Source organism: Aquimarina ulvae (genome assembly GCF_053613295.3).
This window is the reverse complement of record NZ_JBSIBP030000018.1, coordinates 23,372-43,886: the sequence shown is the minus strand read 5'-3', so window position 1 is coordinate 43,886 and position 20,515 is coordinate 23,372. Positions and strand designations below refer to the sequence as shown.

General features: G+C 33.1%; 13 protein-coding genes. 2 read left to right on the top strand and 11 right to left on the bottom strand.

Annotated elements, in window-relative coordinates; all coding sequences use genetic code 11:
* Both ACWGOQ_RS23145 and ACWGOQ_RS23140 read right to left on the bottom strand, forming a co-directional pair.
* Nucleotides 1–1,299 (bottom strand): cytochrome ubiquinol oxidase subunit I, encoded by a 1,299-nt coding sequence (locus tag ACWGOQ_RS23145; RefSeq protein WP_452060121.1) that lies wholly within the window; start codon nucleotides 1,297–1,299, stop codon nucleotides 1–3.
* Between the two features lie 535 nt (nucleotides 1,300–1,834).
* A complete protein-coding gene (locus ACWGOQ_RS23140) occupies nucleotides 1,835–2,011 on the bottom strand; it encodes a hypothetical protein (RefSeq protein ID WP_452060122.1) in 177 nt (58 codons plus the stop codon).
* 348 nt (nucleotides 2,012–2,359) lie between these two features.
* On the opposite strand from ACWGOQ_RS23140, the gene ACWGOQ_RS23135 reads away from it, so the two are divergent.
* On the top strand, nucleotides 2,360–4,246 hold the full coding sequence (locus ACWGOQ_RS23135; RefSeq protein WP_452060123.1) for a tetratricopeptide repeat-containing sensor histidine kinase: 1,887 nt from the start codon (nucleotides 2,360–2,362) through the stop codon (nucleotides 4,244–4,246).
* A complete protein-coding gene (locus tag ACWGOQ_RS23130) occupies nucleotides 4,230–4,883 on the top strand; it encodes a response regulator (RefSeq protein WP_452060124.1) in 654 nt (217 codons plus the stop codon). The genes ACWGOQ_RS23135 and ACWGOQ_RS23130 overlap by 17 nt, the downstream gene beginning before the upstream one ends.
* Nucleotides 4,884–5,090: 207 nt before the next feature.
* Here ACWGOQ_RS23130 and ACWGOQ_RS23125 read toward each other — a convergent pair whose 3' ends face one another.
* From ACWGOQ_RS23125 to ACWGOQ_RS23085, 9 genes are all read right to left on the bottom strand, one after another.
* On the bottom strand, nucleotides 5,091–6,098 hold the full coding sequence (locus ACWGOQ_RS23125; protein ID WP_452060125.1) for a hypothetical protein: 1,008 nt from the start codon (nucleotides 6,096–6,098) through the stop codon (nucleotides 5,091–5,093).
* Nucleotides 6,099–6,108: 10 nt separating this feature from the next.
* Nucleotides 6,109–8,787, bottom strand: a complete 2,679-nt coding sequence (locus ACWGOQ_RS23120; RefSeq protein ID WP_452060126.1) for a M23 family metallopeptidase — start codon at nucleotides 8,785–8,787, stop codon at nucleotides 6,109–6,111.
* Nucleotides 8,788–8,806: 19 nt separating this feature from the next.
* Nucleotides 8,807–9,892 carry a DUF6402 family protein gene (locus tag ACWGOQ_RS23115; protein WP_452060127.1) on the bottom strand — a complete coding sequence of 362 codons (1,086 nt, stop codon included), beginning with the start codon at nucleotides 9,890–9,892 and terminating at the stop codon, nucleotides 8,807–8,809.
* Between the two features lie 7 nt (nucleotides 9,893–9,899).
* Nucleotides 9,900–10,331: a DUF4280 domain-containing protein gene (locus ACWGOQ_RS23110; protein WP_452060128.1), complete on the bottom strand. Its 432-nt coding sequence runs from the start codon at nucleotides 10,329–10,331 to the stop codon at nucleotides 9,900–9,902.
* A 13-nt stretch (nucleotides 10,332–10,344) separates the two neighbouring features.
* Entirely contained in the window at nucleotides 10,345–11,202 is an 858-nt protein-coding gene (locus tag ACWGOQ_RS23105; RefSeq protein WP_452060129.1) for a hypothetical protein, read from the bottom strand.
* Nucleotides 11,203–11,205: 3 nt separating this feature from the next.
* Nucleotides 11,206–12,999: a type VI secretion system Vgr family protein gene (locus tag ACWGOQ_RS23100; RefSeq protein WP_452060130.1), complete on the bottom strand. Its 1,794-nt coding sequence runs from the start codon at nucleotides 12,997–12,999 to the stop codon at nucleotides 11,206–11,208.
* 675 nt (nucleotides 13,000–13,674) lie between these two features.
* Nucleotides 13,675–14,088, bottom strand: a complete 414-nt coding sequence (locus ACWGOQ_RS23095) for a methyltransferase family protein (protein WP_452060131.1) — start codon at nucleotides 14,086–14,088, stop codon at nucleotides 13,675–13,677.
* A 104-nt stretch (nucleotides 14,089–14,192) separates the two neighbouring features.
* Complete coding sequence (locus ACWGOQ_RS23090) at nucleotides 14,193–17,567, bottom strand: starch-binding protein (protein WP_452060132.1); 3,375 nt, start codon at nucleotides 17,565–17,567, stop codon at nucleotides 14,193–14,195.
* 489 nt (nucleotides 17,568–18,056) lie between these two features.
* Complete coding sequence (locus ACWGOQ_RS23085) at nucleotides 18,057–20,387, bottom strand: ATP-dependent helicase (protein WP_452060133.1); 2,331 nt, start codon at nucleotides 20,385–20,387, stop codon at nucleotides 18,057–18,059.
* Nucleotides 20,388–20,515: the final 128 nt, after the last annotated feature.

The following is a 20,515-nucleotide window of genomic DNA, read 5'->3' as shown; positions in this document are numbered from 1 at the left end:
TTATTTTTCAGCGTTAAGGACTTTGATCTGACGTATCATCAACCAAGTAACAGCCACAGACAAAGTAACATACACTGCGATATAAGTATAAAAACTAAATACAATTCCGGGCATTGGTGTTACTGCATCTTTGGTACGCATGATTTTATGAATGATCCAGGGTTGTCGTCCAACTTCGGTTACAATCCAACCGGCTTCTAAGGCAATAAACCCTATAGGCGCCAAGCATACAAAAAGTATCCAATACTTATTGTTTTTAAACCATTTTTTCTTCTTTAAGGAAACGAAATACAATAATCCGGCTACCATCAAAATCCCTCCAATACCTACCATTGTCTGAAATGCATAATGAACAATCGGTACATTAGGGTGTTCATCTTCAGGGAAATCATTTAATCCTTTAACCTCAGCATCAAAATCTCCGAATGCTAAAAAAGATAACATACCAGGAATAGCTACTTTATACTTCACTTCTTGTGTCTCAGCATTTACAATACCGCCGATATATAATGGAGCTCCTTTTTCTGTATTGTAATGTGCTTCCATGGCTGCTAGTTTTACTGGTTGTCTTTCTGCGATATCCTTTGCCGAGATATCGCCACTAATGGGTTGTAATATTGCTGCAATTGCTCCAAAAGTGATTGCTATCTTAAACGCTTTGGTATGCAAAGCTACTTTTCTACCTTTAAAAACCTGATATGCGTGAATCCCAGCTACTGCAAATCCAGTAGCTGTAAAGGCTGCCAAAGTCATATGCAATGCCTGAGTAAACCAAGCGGGATTGAGCATCGCTCCGACCGGATCAATATTAAGAAACTGTCCGTCGATATAATCAAAACCACTGGGAGAATTCATCCAACCATTTGCAGCCACTACCAGAATACCAGAAGCTACTCCAGACACCCCAATAATAACTCCTGTAAACCAGTGAAATTTTTCTGGTAATTTATTCCAGCCATAGAGATAGAATCCCAACGCAATGGCTTCTACAAAAAATGCTGCTCCTTCTAATGAAAAAGGCATTCCGATTATGGGGCCTGCGTGTTTCATAAACTCAGGCCAAAGCAGTCCTAATTCAAATGACAAAGCAGTCCCGGAAACGGCGCCGGTAACAAAAAATATGGCGACTCCTTTTTGCCAAGCTTTTGTAAGGGTTAAATACAGTTGATCTTTAGTTTTAAGCCATCTATAATGTGATACTACCATAAAAAAAGGCATCACCATACCAATACAAGCAAAAACAATGTGAAATATTAAAGTAAATGCCATCTGGAGTCTTGCCGCATCAAGGTTTTCCATAGATTTTTTTTAGTGAAAGAATGGGATTCTAATTACTCTATAAAGATACGACGCAAAGATGGTTTTAGGAAAGAAAATTAGTACTCTTTACTTTGTTTTAAAGTAGGATAAGAATTATAGCTTGACTATGACAACTACATGGTAAGAAAAATAGATATTTCATTTACTATTACAGTACTATTAAGAAAAAGCTCTGCGCTTGATGAAGCAGAATCTTTCTTACATTTTATAATTATCTAAAAGTTGTTATTTCATACATTGAAAATTTATTGAGTATAATTACTAATGTAATTATTTACATTTCTGGTTATATATGAAGGATGCGAACATTCTTCGTTACTTTTTTGGAATAAAACAAGATGTTTTCCTTGAACTATATCGCTGTATTCTTTGTAAAAAAGATTAGCTAATCAAATAAAAAAAGACAAAATATCAAAAGATATTTATCAATAAAATTAGATTACTTATGAGATTTTCGCAGTTCATAAAACTAACCGGAATGTTTGAAAATTTTATATCCGGTTAGCTCTAAAAATTAACAAGTAGCTCCGCAAGATTGGAAACAGGTCGCACAATCCGTTGGATTAGTCGGACATTCTTTTGTGAATTTTTTGTCATCCCATGGAATCCCTCCTCCTACTATCCGTTTTTTTCCAATCGAAGAAATTACAGATTTTTTTAACGACAAGCTTTTAAGATTCTTTCTTTTCATGATTTTACTGAATTTAATTAATAATCTTTGAACTAAACCTAAGCTATTTTAAATCAAAAAATTATAAATTAGTTACCGATGTTACTCTTCTGTAGCTTAACTGAATGATTATGGTGATTAAAGTATTAAATAATAGTTATTAAATGATAGACTATTTTCTGTGTAAATAATAATTGCTATTAATTAATGTATATTTTGTATCGTAAGCGATCTAATTAAATGTTCGTGCTAGTTAAATACTTTTATAAATATTATTATTTAACATTGTAATCTTTACCTTCGTACATAAGACCAATTTAGTATATTACAGAAGCCCAAATGTATAGTGTACACCTGAAAAAAAAATTGATGCTAGTATTCTTCTGGAGTACTTATCTCTGTGTTGGACAGGAGTCAGCAATAATGCAGCTCGATCAAGCTATTGACTCTTTAGACACCAATCCAACGTATTCATATACTCTTTTGTCAAAAGTTTCTAAACACAAAAAATATCAAGACTCTATAAAAGCAAAGGCAAAACTTTATTTAGGAAGCTATTTCAATTCTATTGGTGTAGTAGATTCCTCGATGTACTACACCAGAGCTTCTCTGATTCATCTTAGAAACAAAAAATATCTTGCCAAAGCATACCGTCTATTAGGCTCTAGTTTTCGCAGAAGCGGTCAAATGGATAATGCTATTGAGATTTTATATAAAAGCCTTAAGATTTCTGAAGAAATTGACTATCACGATATGATTGTTAAGGTAAAGTCTGATTTAGGATTACTCTACGCTAACAAAAAAGAATACAATAAAGCTATACGTTTTTTACAAGAAAGTATTAATACTGCCGAAAGTGAACAAGCAGTTTATGGAAATTATGTGAATATCGGCGCTATATATTTTTTGCAGAAAGATTTTGAAAACGCTGAACAATATTTTCTCAAAGCTTTTGAAATGATGCCGGCAGAAAAAGATCCAAAAGTATCTGCCACTATTGCTCTAAATTTAGGGTCAGTTCTGTACGAAAATAAAAAATACCAACAGGCTATCAATTACTACGAAAAAAGTAAACAGATTGCCGATGCACACGGTTTTGTAGACAAAAGCTTGAATGCTACAATACATAAAGCACTTGTAGTAGGTATCTTGGGAAACTATCCTGAAGCTATTCAAACTCTTAAAAATTCTATAGTTAAAGCTGAGGGGATTTCTAGTCTGGAAATACAGAAAAATATCTATGATAATCTAGCGATCGTATACAAAGAAGCAAAGGATTACAAAGCATCTAACGAAGCCTTACTTCAATACCACGTATTCAGGGATTCATTAAATAATAGGAAACAAAGAACAGAGATCACCGAATTAGAAGTGAAATATGAAACGGCAACAAAAGAGAAGGAAATTCTGGTTCTAAAAGAAGATCAACTCGTTAAAAAGGCTGAAATTAGGCGGCAACGATTATTGAAACGGTTTTATATTATTGGATTTATTATTGTTCTTATTCCTATTCTTGGCTTACTACTGGTGTATTATCAAAAGTTACAGGTAAAAAACAAGTATAACGCTCAGAAAGAAGAAATTAATAAACAGAAAATTACAGCTTTCTTAAAAGAGCAAGAACTAAAACTTGCTAATACGTATGTGATCGCCCAAAATGAAGAACGTAGTAGAATTGCCAGAGAATTACACGATAGCATCGGTGGTAACCTTGCTGCCATAAAATTACAAATGAAAGATATTCAAAAAGATAAAGGCATACAGGATGCTATTATTGATCAGCTTGATAACACTTATGAGCAAGTACGAGAGATATCACATAATCTTATTCCGAAGAAAATTAATCAGACAGCATTTACAAACTATATCAGCGACTATATCAAGACGATAGAAAAAGTGACAGATCCCGAAATCACATTTATACCACATCCCGAAGAAAAAGTTAATGATATAGACGATAATCAAAAAGTTGAAATATTTAAAATCATTCAGGAATTAATAACCAATGCCTTAAAGCATGCTAAAGCTAAAGTGATTGAGATATGTCTAAATGCATATAGTGATTCTATAGAAATTATTTTTGAAGATGACGGTATTGGTTTTGATGTTAAAAAACAAAGCACCGGCATTGGTTTGCAAAATATAAAAAAACGCTTATCGTTATTAAAAGCAAAAATCGATATTGATTCTACGATTAATCGAGGAACAGCTATCCGGATTGAAATACCTGCAATAGTAAATGACAAAAAAAAATAAATATAAACTAGTAGTTGCTGATGATCATAAAATGTTCTTAGATGGTCTTCTGAGTATTCTATCACACGAATCAGATTATGAGATCGTGTATACTGTTAGTAACGGATTGGATTTAAAAAAATATTTGGACATCAATACATCAGATCAGATTGATCTAGCAATATTAGATATTAATATGCCAAAGATGGATGGGATTACTTTAAACGAGTACATAAAAGAGCATCACCCAGAAATCAAAACACTAATTGTTAGTATGTCATCAGACCCTCAAAGTATTTATCAATTAACACAGGCTAAAGTAAATGGATATTTACCAAAAAACGCTAAGAAAGAAGAACTTTTACAAGCTATAGAAACTATTTTAAAAGGTTCTAACTATTTTTCGAACAGTATTAAAGAAGCCTATACAAAGAGTGTGTTTGAACAACATAAAAGTAATGAAATCGTATTAAGTAAAAGAGAAAAAGAAATACTTCGATTAATAGCCAAAGAATATACTACACAAGAGATTGCCGATAAACTCTTCTTAAGTAAATATACAATAGAAGGATATCGAACCAGTCTGATTTCTAAACTCAAAGTAAAAAATGTGGTAGGTTTGGCTAAGCATGCCATAAGGCTGGGGTTAGTGGATTAGACGTTTTGCAATCTAGTACGATTTAAGAATTACATCACTCAATTTTTCTTTTAATGATTGTCTTTTGCTTATTGACAAGCAACATGTTCATCTACTGATATTTCTGTTCAATTCATGATTTCCACAGAAAATATCCCCTGAAAACTACCATCCTTTCGTGAATTAATTTATGTCCAAGTTCACTTTCTGAAATATAAACTAAACTACTTATTTGTTTTTAGTTAAGGAATATTTATCATTAGGAGGATTGAGCATATAGATCTCATCACCAGAAATAAAATATTGCTCTTTATCTTTTAACAAAGTATAATCCTTGTTACTTTTTTCTTTTCGAATAATTAGAGTGTCTTTTGTGATTTTTACGATATCACAATAAAACTTTTTAGTAGAAGATTCATCAATTGTAGTTTCAATAAACAATTTTTCACCTATAAAAAACCGATAAGATATATTATGAGATTCCCCCATTCTTTCTAAATCTAATAGCTTAAAACTATATAGGCCGAACCAATTTTTGTTTAAATTAACTTCTTTTTGAGATATTAAACTTATCGAATCGGAAGAAGAAATCGAGTTGGCTTCTTTATTTATTTTTTGAATATCTCTATCAATTTTATCTTGAGGAATACTAAGAGCTAAAGTATCAATAAACCTGATCTTAATCTTCTCATTTTTTGACCTACAGAATAATTCTTTAGAGTTATTATCAAAATAAAACTTTCCTTTTTCAAATGTATTAATCGAATATTCTCCCACATAATCAATGGTGCTATTATCATAGTGATATAAGGAATAGGCGGAATATTGCTCTGTAAAAGAAGGAAGTAAAATATAGCCTTTGGACAAATCTTTTTGAGTAACTAAAAGGTGAATATCTTTCTCGACATCCTCATATGTTGAATCGTAATAAAAATTAACGTTCACTAAATTCCAAGTAAATAAGGTTTCGGATTTATTTAACCCTTGTAAATACGCTCGATCATCAATATATTTTAATAATATCTGAAGCGTTTTATACCCTAACTTTAATTCTTTAATTTCTTTTTGATAGTTTCTATGTATTGTTAAATTAACTTCTTCATAGATAGAATCATCTGTTATGTTTACTTCTTTTTTGGCTATTTTATTTACGACTTCTACTTTATTATCCTTATGTTGCTTACAACCAGTTAAGATGAATAGATATACTAATAGATTTAAAATTATTATTTTCATAGTATTCATATTATTCAGTAAAACCTTCCATATTACCATAGACCAATTTTTCAGAGCCATTTACCTCTTTAACTTTACCATTGTTTTTTTCATCTGTCTGCTCTTGTTTATCCCCTTCACTTTGATCATCATAATGTTTATAAGGTACAAAAAAGCCTGGGTTAATACGATAACCAGTTCCAACACCAAAACTATACTGACATAGAATTTCGAAATGTAAATGGGGTGCTGTTGTTCCCGCTGTTATTCCTGATCTCCCTGTTTTACCTAAAATTTGACCAGAAGTGACTTCTTCACCAAAAGAAAGTGCATTTACACTATCTAAATGAGCATAGAGTAAATAAATATCTCCATTTTCATTCCAATTATTTCCTGATCTTTGTTCATCAGAAGAGTTTAATGTATACGATTTTTTTAACGTTAAAAATGCTTTCGAATCTTTCACTTTAATCGTAATTGTATTTCCGTATCCGCCGTGCCATCTTCGGTTATATACTGTTCCATCTACACAAGCATATATATTCTCACCTGTTTTAGCAAATAGATCTAAACCAGTATGTGCACTTCCGTTTCTAATACTATTTCCGAATAAACCCCATTTTTTGCCTAATTCACCACCACCTCCACTTTGCATATAATTGGTGGACATAGGATTATCTACTGGGTCATGCCAACCTGAATTGTTACAATCGCATTTATTTTTGTGTTGTATTCCTTCATCATAAAACTCTCGTATTTTTCTTCCGATTTCCCAAACATATGTTTTACCATTAGGATTCGTTGCATTATCTTCTTCTTCAAAAAAGAATGCTGGATTTTGAGAATACCCTCTTCTACTAGACCTAATTGAACTTGTTGCATCAAAAACCACATAATCAGGATTATTACCATTCCCTGTTGCATTAGGATATAAAACGGCAAGATAAATATCAGTTAATGTAATTAATTTTGATTTTTTTGTTTCAAAATATTTTTCCACATATTCTAATTGCTCTAGAACTGTCATTTCCCGAAGTGCAGCTGTCGTAGTACCTAAATCGGTCGCAGCGGGAGTCCCAAATTGTATTAATCCTGTATACCCTAAACTATTAGTTATAGATGGATCAAATGTTCTACCAGTTTCTAAAGCCATAATTGACATCAACCAATTTGCTCCTTCAATATGATCATTATCTGCAAGTTCTAAGTTTTTTGCCATTTGAACCACGCGTTTTCTCTCTTCACAATTGAACTTATTTCCCCAATGAATGATATCACATCCTCCTATTCTAAAATACGAACTATCATCATTTTCTTTGTCTTTGCTCTCATCCAAAAACGTTTCATTATGCTCTTCTTCTACTCCATTAGCGTGCGCCTTTAACCATAAAAGCTCAGTTTGTGAACCTTTTTTATATTTAGGAAACACGAAAGACGTGGTATTATTATATGTAGCGCCTTCTGCCAAAAGTTCTACAATGTCTTCCTTCTTTACTACATGATCTGTTAGTTCATTATTACTTCTATTTTGGATAGTTGTAGCAATAGCATCTGCATCCCCAGTTACGGTAAATTTACCTTGCACTTGGTATGTATGCATACCGTCTTCGGTTCCACCTTTTAGTTTTTCTGTCCAAGTTTGTAATTCTTCTGCAGATTTAGGACGTAATTTTATTTTCTTCTTAGCAATTCCTTCTTCTACAATAACTTTGATCTCCGTTATCTCATTTTCTTCTGCATCTTTTTCTTCTGATTCTCCTTCTGTTTCTGATGAATCTGCCGCTTCAGTTTCAGAGGTTCCCGAATCTATTTCTACTTCTTGGGTAGTATCAGTACTTTCTGTTTCGGAACTTATATCTGAACCTGTATCCTCACCCGTTCTTGCCTCGTTACGAGTATGGGTTTGGTTTTCTTTCGACTCTTCTTCTTGATCTTCCTCCGGAACTTCTAAAACAGGTAGTGGCGCATCTTTGGCTACCAATAATTCTTCTTTTTCCTGTATGGTAATCGTAACTGTTTCTTCATCCAAATTCGTAGTTTTTGCTACAATAAATACTTCACTGCTTAAGGGAGCGCTATCTATTTTTTCATATTCCGGAGTCATTTTGTAAGTAATAAAACTGATGGTATCTCCCTTACTATATGTATCCTTAGTAATACCATTCAGAATGGCTTCGTTCGTTGTAAACTCTTTCTTAGCATTCAATATACTTCTTGTATTTTCTAAGATATACTCCGCATCACCTTCTTTATTTCCTTGATTTTCCGGATAGTTCTTATCGTTCCCAAATCTATATTCATCGTAGGTTCCTGCTACTTCTTCTCCCTTTTCTACAAATATTTCTTTAGCAAAATAGGCACAATTAATCCCATCTTTCATAGCATTATTGGCGGCAGTACAATTATGCGATAATTCTTCTGCATTTTCCTCAGATACTGGTTCTTCTTCTGATGTTTCTCCAGAAGTAGTTTCTGGTTCTGGTTCTTCTACAGCTCCTTGACTATCAGGAACCAGATTTTCTGGTCGTGCTTCTGGACGTATTACAGGTTCTGTTTCTATTCCTCGTAAAACTTCTTCTATTTCTGCAGCCATATCCGTATCTGGAACAGGAATATCTGGTGTAGATGGAATAAGTGTATCTTTTATATTTGGGTAAGCAAACACCGCCACTACCGCAACTACTGCAACCACTGCTATTAATAGTAACATATTAAAATGTTTTAATAAATTATAAAATAAGATTTACAGACACATCTTCAAAATGTATGCTGGAATACCAATTAAAATCTCCTCTTAATTCATGATCTTTTCTATAGCTATTATAACTAGCTGGTGTAATCTTAAAACTCTCTTCTTTTATAACTGGTGTCTTGTTAAAAACCACTTTCTCCTTATCTATAACTTCACAATAGCCCAAGGAGGTTTCATTTTTATCTTCTCTAAATGTATATTGGTCTTTTAGATAAAAACCTAAACGTTCTATATGCACACCCAAATGAGTTTCCTCTTTACTTATTTTACCAAAAGCAATTACTCTTAATAAACAATTTGTAAACAATAAACCATCCATTTCAGCATCAATTCCATCAGTAAGATGTTCTTGTAATGTTGCATTATAAAAATGAAAGGTATCAAAAAATGGCACTAAAATATTATCATCTATATTTGTTAAAGTGGCTTTTATGCTTCCAAAAGTATATGTTTTGTCTTCTCTGTATATATCAATAAATTTCTGTACTTGATGAACCAAAGATTTTTTGATGTCATTTCTGTTAGATCTAGATATTTGAGCTATAACTTTTTCGCAATGTTTTTGATAGAGATCTTTAAACAATAAGGATGTTTCCAGCAATGTTGCAAAATCTATAAGATCAATTACTGGATCTATCATTTCGGTATTATTTTCTGATGGTAAACAAAACCAAGTACTATGAACTTTTTTTGCCTGTTTATATCCTGCTATTTCTAACAACTCAGGTACATACTTTATAAAATGTACCCTATATGGATTAGGAATTGAGTTTTCTTCGTTTCCAATACAAATAGAGAAATAAAAATCTATACAGGTCGGTAATGGACTTTCTGTGTCATTTATGTACTTCGCAACTCTGGTATAATACCAATAATCTATATCCAAAAAATAAGCGTTTTTATCTGGCTTCATATGCATCGGATCAGAAGTATAAATTAGTATCGTATCTTGATTTAAATATGGATTCTTTGCATATGCTTTTATGGTATATTGATCTTGCATAATTCCTATTTCTGGCAAGAAACTTAAGGTTACTCTATCGGTTTCAAATTGAAGTATCATAGGTGAATTAATTCGAGAATTCTGAGGACGTTAAAGTATTAGATACGGGCTCATCTGGAGTGATTCCATCTACATCAGTTGATTCTATAGCTTCTGGTTCTGATATTTGAATGTGATCTTTGATTTTAATAGTTGCTCCACCATAACTACATTTTATAGTAGAACACTCTAATAAAGCTTTATTCCCTTGAATCAGAATCTCTCCAGTATTTATCCATTTTATAGGAGCTATAATGGCCTTGCAGGGGATTTTTTGCTTTGGGCTTTTTATGCATTTACCACTGAATTTTAGATTAGCTTTTGTTTTATCCTTAATATTCGCCCAGGTTTTGTCTTGCAATTTTATCGAGTTAGAAGTCACCTTTAGTTTTCCAATAGGTTTGGTACATAAGGGACACTCGATTTTTGCACCATTGCAAACGTATTTCTTTCCACTCATACCTTTTGTTTTATTAAACTTCTTGCTTTAACTGGTAATTCTGAATCTTTCTATAATTTTCACCGTACTCTGTCACAATATTAAGAGCAACACTATCAAAAACACCTGTTTTTTTATCGTATTTATATGTTCCTTTATAATCTGTCAATTTAATTCCATCAGGACTAGAAATATTTTTTCTTTTAAATAAATTTTTAATTTTTGTAGCATATTCTTGTTCTTCATTTAAAGTTCCAGAAATACCGATTATAACTTTGTCTTCTTCTTCTTTTAGAAGCGATATGCTTTCTCTTACATTTAAAGGAAGTTTATATACCATATTTCCATGTACGCGTACTCTACTTTGACTTTCGTTTGGATCACTAGAATGGTAACCAAATAAATTATTGAACAATAATCCATATAATCTATATTGTAAACAATCTAAAAGAAGTTTATCGTGTTGGAGTATTTTTTTTTCAACTCCTATTAAGTAACGTTCTACTGCCTGCCCCCTATATCTTTCTTTTAATTTTGGTTTATAATTCTTCCAAGTATCTATAATTTCTCTATGGTTTAGAATTTCGATTAACTCTCCTTTCCAATTCATACGAAATTCTATACTTTTTAATATTCCATAAATTTCCTTGGTTAAATTTTCTTGTTTTTTAAGTAAAGAGCCTAATTGTATCTCTATATTTTTTGTAACAATTTTAACTGTAAAAAACATAGGGTTATATTCTAAAATCTGTACCTCCATATCTTTAGTAAGCTTTTGCTGTTCCAAGCGATTATGGCAGTTAATTTCCGAATGTATTTTTTGATGATAGTTTACTATTCCACTGATAGGAAGTATACTAAATGCTACTTGATCTTCTATAAATGTTCTCATTACCTAACCTTTGCTAATTTTCACATCAGAATTACCTTGTAACGTAGAAATACCTTTGGCATGCATTGTCAAATCTCCAGCCACAGATATCAAACTTGTACTACCCGCAGATTGCATATACGCCATATTAACGTTAACCGATTTTGTTTGTGATACAAATTCTATACTCTTGCTTGTATTAATTTTATGAGTTTTAGTAATATGCTCGGTTTTATCATTACCTACATTAATATCTAAATTTTCATCTACATTGATCTCCATATTTTTCGAATTCAATATCATAGTCTCTAATGCCGTAATGGTCATATTATTATTGGCCGTATCTATATGAATTAGATTTTCATTTTTATCTTTTATCGTTATAAACTCTCCTTTATCAGTATCATTTAATTCTATCGTATGACCGCTTCTTGTCCTGATAGCTTTCACATTGTTTTTATCGGTTTTCCAAGAGGCTGGGTTTGCAGCCCCATTATACAACGCACCCATCACAAAAGGTCTTTCGGCATTGCCTCCTTCAAAACCAATCAATACCTCCTCTCCTACTTCCGGAATAAAATGGAATCCTTTATCTCCCCCTGAATGTGGAGTCATAACTCTAAGCCAAGGCGTATATACTCCCAGTGGTTTTTGCCAATGCAATTGTACTTTTATTCTACCGATACCTTCTGGATCATCATTAGCAGTAACTGTGCCTACTTGGGTTTCACTTTTGGGAGTCTTAAAAATATTTGTATTAGGATAAACATCTTGATCTACAGCAACCCCTTCAAAAAGATTTATATACTTTCCATTTTCAGTTGCAGTATGCGTTATTTTGATAATTCTATAAACTCCTTGACCGTTATTTTTTTCTTTTATTTTCACTATTCTTCCTAAACTAACACCAGGATTATCACTTTTACCGGTTATGACTACCTGTTTAATTTCTTCTGCCCTTTTTTGTTCCTTCACTAAATTACCAAGTCGTTGTTTTGTCTGAGTGTCATTATAGGTGTTTAAAAATACCTGAGTTTTATGAGGAAACATTTCTTTACTCTTATTAGAAGCAAATCCATTATGCCCATTTATCGAACTGGTTATTTCTGAGGTTCCTACTTCATGTTTTTCGTTGTTCAAATAATCATTAGTAAAAAAAGAGTAGTTATTGGATCTGGGTTGTAAACGCCTAGAAAACTCTTGTAGATCGTATCCATAAGTTAATACAACATCTTCCGAATTTTGAGGTTCTCCAAATATTAAATTTTCTCCATCATAATAAAACCATTCGCCATATTGAGCAGATAATCTACTTGCAAATTCAAAACTACTTTCTCCTTGTTGCACACAATAATGCAAGCTATTGTTGAATCTTGTAGCAATTACAGTATTCAATTTTGATCGGTCGTATTTTTGAAAAACATTAGAAAGAATTGATTCTAAATTCTCATCACTAAACGATGCATAATGTGGACCATCGTCTGTTAATATTGAATTACTTTTAGCCGTAATCAAAATTGAATCTCCCATTGCCTGATGGAAACCATTGGTCACTTTAACTTCTGTAACCACTCCCTTAAATTTTAATTCTTTATATACATCCATTGCATCTAAGGCCGATACAGAAAGGAGCATAGTTTGCCCTAAGAAATCATTACTTTCATCTTCATTTTGATCAGAACTATTTTCCAAAACATCTCTTCTGCATAATATTTCAAGCGTATGATGATTGTCTATTTCTTGTTGTAGTGTTAGTTTCTTATATGCTTTTATAGAAACTCCCCCAATGAATAATTGAATATTAGACTGAAGTGCCATTGTCGAGTTTTAAGATTAATGTGTGTAACACTATTACCGAACATCATAAATCTATTGATGTCTTAATAGTAAATAACATATTCGATACCAATAAAATAGGCTTTATGAATATGGAATAGTTCTGTGTTTTGGTTATCTCAAATTTAAAAAACTATGACTGCAAAATCACCCAGATATTCAGTGGAAATACACCCCTGAAAACCACTGCGGTTATCAATGGTTCCTTGTTATAAAAACGAAGGCTTAGCCGTATGTTAGTCTAATTCGCATCAATGAGGTTAGAATAAAATTATTTCGATGTGACCTGGCCAGAAAGAAAAAACTGGATATAATAGTATATATCCAGTTATTAAAAGTAATTTGTAAACATTTTGTTTGAAGTTTGATTATGGAAGTCTATCTATGAATTGCATGGCTGCTAGCCGCAGGTAATTCTTGCAAAAACTTTCTTAAAATACTCCAGTTGATTTTAAATGAAATGAAGTTTGTCATGATTTCTTTATTTTAAATTAATAATCATTTTTATCGATATCATAACTTATGTATGTTATCAATGATTTATTAAATTCAAAACACGTGCCAAACTTTTTTTATCAAAACGAAATTTATTTAAACAACTATGAAACAAGCACTTATAACTAAAAGTATATTAAATTGAGGGTTCTTTTAAAAAAATCATGGAAAAAATCGTCCTACGCTTTTCTTATACTTTTTATATTCTGCATATTTTTTTAAAAGTAATTTCTCTTCATAAAAACTTTTAAAATTTAATACGATCAATAAACCCGTAGAAATTATAATTTTATATATAGAACAACTATATAACGTATATGAGAAACTGCTTATCAGTATTCCCGAATAAATAGGATGTCGCGAAAATCTAAAAAATCCGTTCTGTAGTAAGACTCCATTATCCAAAGGAGCGGGAAAAGGAGATAATTGATCACGTAACTGTAAAATGGAACCAAGAATTAGAATCCCTCCGGTTATTATTAAGACAACAAACAGATAACTGATAGATGGAAAACAAAACCTTCTAAAATACGATATTGGAATCACATACATAATGAACAGTATACACTGAATCAATACATAAAAAAATCCTTCTTTATCCTTTTGCGTAGTATAAAAATAGGAAACCTGTCAAGGATAATCACTCACTCGACAGGTTTTTAATTCCGAAAAATAATTATTTATTTAACCATTTTGAGCACCTTCACATTTTTATCAGAAATTATCTTTAGCAAATAAATCCCTTTTGGAAGATTTGCAGTATTCATAGTTACTGTATTTGTTCTGGTATCTTGTTTAAGTGTGGTACTGGTTTTCTTACCTGCCAATTCAAACAACGCTATCCTTAAAAACTTATCTTTCATATTGCCTTCAAAAGATAATGTCAATAATTCATTAAAAGGATTTGGCCAAGCTTTTACAAGTTGCAGCGCATCGTTTATTGGAGCTTTATCAGTAAAAGAAACTTTAATCTCTTCTGGAGAAGGACAATCGCTTGGACAATTATCAAACCATTGATTATCATACCAGCCTTCTGTCGTTCTAAAAAGATCATCTGTCTGTGCTCCCGCATTATCATTAAAAACCATACCTACCTCAACAGATTCATCTACCTTATAAGAATACCAAGGTGTACCGTTGATGGTGTTCATTTCCACACCAGGCCAAGACGGAGCTCCAGGTATTGTCGCATTCGTATTTTTATCATAAATGTAGATAAATGTAGTATTCCAAGAAGAGGGTTTCTTAAAATATACATCAAAAGAAATATCTGGTCCGATACCCGGACATTCTCCTGGACAGGTATCTGTCCATCCATTATTATACCAACCATCTATAGTTCTGGATAGATCATCCGTTTGCGATCCTCCATTATCATTAAACACAATACCAACCTCAAAGGATTCATCTATACCAAAAGCAAACCAGGGGGAATTACTTAATGCAGTCATTTCTATTCCAGGCCAAGCAGGAAATCCAGGGATCGTTGTATTTGCATTCTTATCGTATAAGTAAATATATGCAGTACTCCAGTTATCTGGTTTTCTAAAGTTTACCGTATATCCGGGTGTGTCTTGTATCGTATAAGTTCTGCTGCTTATAGCGGAACTTCCTGTATTGTTTATAGCAATTGCATTTACTTCGGTAACTCCGGTAGATGTTATAGTGAATTTACCAAAATACAAGGTACTTGTCTCATTGGGAACAGAACCGTCTAATGTATAATATATGGTTCCAGAGTTGGTAGCACTCATACTTACAACTACACTTCCGTTAAATGTTCCTGAATCAGGAGAAACTGTTAACACCGGTGGTTCCGGTTCTGTTGGACAATCGATTGGGCAATTATCAAACCACTGATTATCATACCACCCTTCTGTGATTCTGGTTAAATCATCAGTTTGCTCTCCTCCATTATCATTGAATACGATACCAACTTGCACCTCCTGATTAATATTATAGGTAAACCAGGGAGTTCCTTCAACACTGTTCATAGTTGCTCCTGGCCACGCTGGGAATCCAGATAATGCCTCACCAGTATTTGCATTGAATAAGTACATATTCGCTGATGACCAAGTGGCTGGTTTTTTGAAATACACATTAAATGGGGTGCCATCTCCAATTACGTAATCTCTGGTTACTATATCTGATTTATTACCATCAGTATCTACTGCTATTGCTTTTATCGATGTATTTGAGGTTACATTAAATGGATTCGAATATTGAGTACTGGAAACTGAAGGATCAGAACCGTCTGTAGTATAAAAAATAGCTACTGTACCTGCTTGTGCCGTTGTTGATGCAGTCATTTCTACATTTATTGCGTCTGTATAGAATCCTGAAATCGGATTTACAGAAAGCGTTACAGAATCAGAAATTTCTAAAGGCTCTCCAACTAAAACAATTCCAAAAGTAGTTCCAAAAGTTACTGTCCCGCCAGTTACTATTGCCGTCTCATCCGAAAAATAATCTTTAAGCACCGTCCCATCAGGCCACATTCCAAAAATATTTAGTGCTCCAGCAAAATCAGTATCCTGTCCCTGGAATACCAATACCTTATCGTTCTCTCCGTTTCGATTATACGCTCGCTTAAAAATGTACGGAGCATCGCTTAGTTTCTGATGAGATCCAGCTCCAACAGAAGTATGTTCTCTTCTAAATGTTCCTAATTTTCTCCAGTGTAACAACATCGCCTCATCTAATGAATCCCAGTTCATAAAGCCTCGATACCCTGCATCTATATAAGTTTCAGCATCAAAAAACTGTCTACCTGATTCATCTCCGTAGTAGATTTGCGCACCTCCTGGCGACAATAATAACTTTACGGCTGCTTCAAACATATTACCCGAATAGAATTCACTAAAATCATGAGACCGTAGGTAACTAATCATATTATACTCGCCAGGAGTATTGAATCCTGCATCCTGATTAAGCTTAGCAGCAAAAGAACTAAAAATTTCTTCCTGTCCCATATTGGTATACGCTTCTATCGGAGACCTAAAGTTGATCATACTGTTAAACTTACTTACCGTAAAATCTTCTGGTAACGGATCGTTTACATTATTTTTAATATTTAGAGAAGAGTCTTCTCCTGTCATATAAAAATCAAGATCATCTGGTTTTTTGGTAGGATTGTTTTGTTTCCATTCTCTTAGTGCAAGCACAGCTTCTTCTTTAAGCTCTTTCCAAACATCAGCTCTCACATGGCGTTCCGTATCCACACGAAAACCATCAATCCCATATTCTCTAACCCAATCGGTTAACCATTTAATCAAATAATATCTTGGAGCTCTTGGCTTACCTGTTCTTGCAAAATATGAATCCAGTTCATCCAGTTCCTGCTGTTTTCTATCTTCAGTTTCCCATTTATCTATTAACCATTGTGGTAAGCTTACGGAGTTAAAAGACTCTGTTCTTACGTCGGGTAAACCATAAAGAGGTTGTGTATAATCATCGCATGGTAATTCTCCATTACTAGGCTCTCCTTCTTCCTGGCATTGTAATCGTACCCAATCTATAGGATAATCCTGATCCACAGGTATCCGTTGACCATTTACATCTTTGTAAGTAACATAGCCAGAATGGTTCATAACAATGTCAACCAAAACTCTGATACCATGGTCATGAGCGGTGTCTATGAATTCTTCAAACTGCGCTGCCGAGGTGAAATTGGGATCAAATGCTGTCCAGTCATTGGTATGATACCCGTGGTATGGATAATCATTAAATTCGGTACCTATATACCCATGTCTGTTCTCTACTACCGGAGTCACCCAGATAGCACTTACTCCAAGCTTATCAAAATACCCTTCTTTAATTTTTTGCGTAACTCCAGGTATATCTCCGCCCTGAAAATCAAGTTCATTGGCTGTACTGTTTTTTTGACGATCAAAGCTAGTATCATTAGTTGGGTCACCATTATTAAACCGATCGGTAATAAGGAAGTAAACCGTAACATTATCCCAAGAAAACGGGAGGTTTCTTCCAGATTGTGCAGTACCTAATCTGGGTAGACATAAAAAAAGTAGCAACCCTAAATAGAGTAGTTTTTTCATAATAAAGTTTAGTTTGTGTGTTAATAAAAATTTATTTAAGGAAATTTCCCTGTTTTCAAAATTCCTAAAACGTTGTAATAAATATTTCGAAAAAAAAATGGTATAATATAATTATCGAAGAGTCGTTTTTTTGCGAAATCGTTTGAGTGTTGATATTTTATTATAAAAAGACTAATAAAACAATAATATGAATAAAAAATTACCATTTAATTTAGAGTATTGATCAATACTTAAGTTAAAAAGGCTACTATTTTATATTCTTCAAAAAGAAAGGTGATTATTTTGCAATGAATATTGTTTTTTTTCAAATTAATTGACATTTTGAAAATAAGACATACCCAAAGCTAGCTATTGATATTGTTATCTAAGTGGCATATTATCAAATAACCAAAATGAAGATATTTCTATCTTGAAATAATTAGAATTTGAAATCCGAAACCATGTAGTCCTAATTTAAAAAGGCTTAATTAAGGATAGAGAAACGCAATGCTATCCAATTACTTTAAGTTTTGCAAACCGTAACAATAGTTTTTTAATTCCGCCGTTTTCAAAATTAATTTCTGCTTTTTTGTCCTGACCAACCCCTTCTAGCTGAAGAATTTTTCCTTTACCAAAACGCATATGTTCCACTATAGTACCTGGTACAAGGTCACTATCAAAAAGGTTTGTTTTGGGAGCATTTGTAGTCCCGTTTGATATAGGTCTTAGTTTTCGCAACTTACGCAATTGTTCCTCAGACGGTTTATGAGAGACCGGTGGTGATCCAGACACTGGTTTTTTGAGTCGTAGCTTACTTTTATCTACATCTCCAAAAATATCAGTATCTACTAAAGGTTTATAACGGTAAGTGTCGATTGGAGTGATATAGTCTAAATATTGAGAATCAATTTCTTCAATAAAACGACTTGGCTCTGCATCCACCAGTTTACCCCATCGATAACGAGATTGCGTATAGGTCAAATAAGCCTGCTTTTCTGCTCTGGTTAGGGCTACATAAAATAATCTACGTTCTTCTTCCAATTCTGACCTGGTATTCATACTCATTCCGGAAGGAAATAAATCCTCTTCCATACCTACAATATACACATAAGGAAACTCTAGTCCTTTTGCCAAATGTATAGTCATTAATGCCACTCTATCATCATCACCTGTATCCTGATCCAAATCCGTTGCCAACGCTACATCTTCCAAAAACTCTGCAAGAGATCCCGTTTCATCTGCCAATTCCTTTTGTCCTTCTACAAAATCACGGATACCATTTAACAATTCTTCTATATTTTCTATGCGAGCAATGCCTTCTGGTGTTCCATCTTTTTTAAGTTCCTGAAGTAAACCAGTATTCTTGGCTACCATCTCGGCCAATACAAAAGCATCTTCGGTCTGATTCGTTACCTGAAAACTTTTAATCATATTCATAAAGTTTTCGAGTCTGGTTTTCGTTCCGCTATTTATTTTTAAGTTTATGCGATCCAGATTTTCAATGATTTCAAAAATAGATCGGTCATAATGATTAGCTGCAACCACTAATTTGTCTACGGTAGTATTGCCTATACCTCTTGCAGGATAATTGATAACACGCTTTAAAGCTTCCTCATCTTTAGGATTAATAATAAGACGCAAATAAGCTAAAACATCCTTGATCTCTTTTCTTTGATAAAAAGATAATCCGCCATAAATCCTATATTTAATATCCCTTTTTCGTAAGGCATCTTCCATAGCACGAGACTGCGCATTGGTTCTATACAAAATAGCAAAATGACCATTAGTCAATTGGTGTTGCATTTGGTTCTCAAAAATAGAACTTGCTACATATCTTCCTTCATCACCATCTGTTAGTAATCGATTTACAAGTATTTTGGGTCCGGGATCATTTGCTGTCCAAACCACTTTTTCTAGTTTCGTTTTGTTTTTATCGATAATAGAATTTGCTGCTTCTACAATGTTTTTAGTAGAACGATAATTTTGTTCTAATCGATATTGTTGCACATTATCATAATCCCTTTGGAAATTAAGGATGTTATTAATATTTGCTCCGCGAAACGCATAAATACTTTGTGCATCATCACCTACCACACAAATATTCTGAAACTTATCTGACAAAGCTTTTACAATTAAATACTGAGAATGGTTCGTATCCTGATACTCATCTACCAATATATATCTAAAACGATTTTGATATTTTGCCAGCACATCCGGAAAACGATTCAGTAATTCATTTGTTTTTAATAACAGATCATCAAAATCCATCGCCCCAGCCTTAAAACAGCGATCTACATAATGTTGATAAATCTCTCCCATACGGGGTCTTTTGGCCATAGCATCTGCCTCTACCAACTCCTGGTTTTGAAAATATGCTTTGACCGTTATCAAGCTGTTCTTGTAGGAAGAAATACGAGACTGAACTTGTTTGTACTTATAGATATCTTTATCTAATCCCATCTCTTTAATCACCGAGGATATCAATCGCTGAGAATCTTGTGTATCATATATCGTAAAGTTCGAAGGGTATCCCAATTTATCTGCTTCAATTCTAAGAATTTTTGCAAAAATAGAATGAAACGTTCCCATCCAAAGATTCTTAGCCTCGCTAGCACCTACAATATCCGCAATACGCTTTTTCATTTCACGTGCGGCCTTATTAGTAAATGTTAACGATAAAATATTAAATGCATCAACCCCCTGATACATAAGGTAAGCAATCCTATAAGTAAGCACTCTTGTTTTTCCAGAACCTGCCCCCGCAATAACAATCATAGGACCATCTTTCTGTAATACTGGGGCTCGTTGCGCATCATTTAATCCATCTAAATATTCTTCCAAGTCTTCAATTTTTATAAGCCTCGAAATTTAAGTAAACTATCTATTTTATTGAACTTTTATCGGGTATATTTATAAACAAATCATCAACGTTTGCTGTTTCAAATATGCTACTAGAATCTTATTGCTAT

Excerpts from the sequence above, each read along its gene's own strand:
- ACWGOQ_RS23135 (WP_452060123.1), top strand. The coding sequence starts at position 2,360 with ATGCTAGTATTCTTCTGGAGTACTTATCTCTGTGTTGGACAGGAGTCA.
- ACWGOQ_RS23130 (WP_452060124.1), top strand. The coding sequence starts at position 4,230 with ATGACAAAAAAAAATAAATATAAACTAGTAGTTGCTGATGATCATAAA.
- ACWGOQ_RS23145 (WP_452060121.1), bottom strand. The coding sequence starts at position 1,299 with ATGGAAAACCTTGATGCGGCAAGACTCCAGATGGCATTTACTTTAATA.
- ACWGOQ_RS23110 (WP_452060128.1), bottom strand. The coding sequence starts at position 10,331 with ATGAGTGGAAAGAAATACGTTTGCAATGGTGCAAAAATCGAGTGTCCC.
- ACWGOQ_RS23115 (WP_452060127.1), bottom strand. The coding sequence starts at position 9,892 with ATGATACTTCAATTTGAAACCGATAGAGTAACCTTAAGTTTCTTGCCA.
- ACWGOQ_RS23125 (WP_452060125.1), bottom strand. The coding sequence starts at position 6,098 with ATGAAAATAATAATTTTAAATCTATTAGTATATCTATTCATCTTAACT.
- ACWGOQ_RS23100 (WP_452060130.1), bottom strand. The coding sequence starts at position 12,999 with ATGGCACTTCAGTCTAATATTCAATTATTCATTGGGGGAGTTTCTATA.
- ACWGOQ_RS23120 (WP_452060126.1), bottom strand. The coding sequence starts at position 8,787 with ATGTTACTATTAATAGCAGTGGTTGCAGTAGTTGCGGTAGTGGCGGTG.
- ACWGOQ_RS23105 (WP_452060129.1), bottom strand. The coding sequence starts at position 11,202 with ATGAGAACATTTATAGAAGATCAAGTAGCATTTAGTATACTTCCTATC.
- ACWGOQ_RS23140 (WP_452060122.1), bottom strand. The coding sequence starts at position 2,011 with ATGAAAAGAAAGAATCTTAAAAGCTTGTCGTTAAAAAAATCTGTAATT.
- ACWGOQ_RS23090 (WP_452060132.1), bottom strand. The coding sequence starts at position 17,567 with ATGAAAAAACTACTCTATTTAGGGTTGCTACTTTTTTTATGTCTACCC.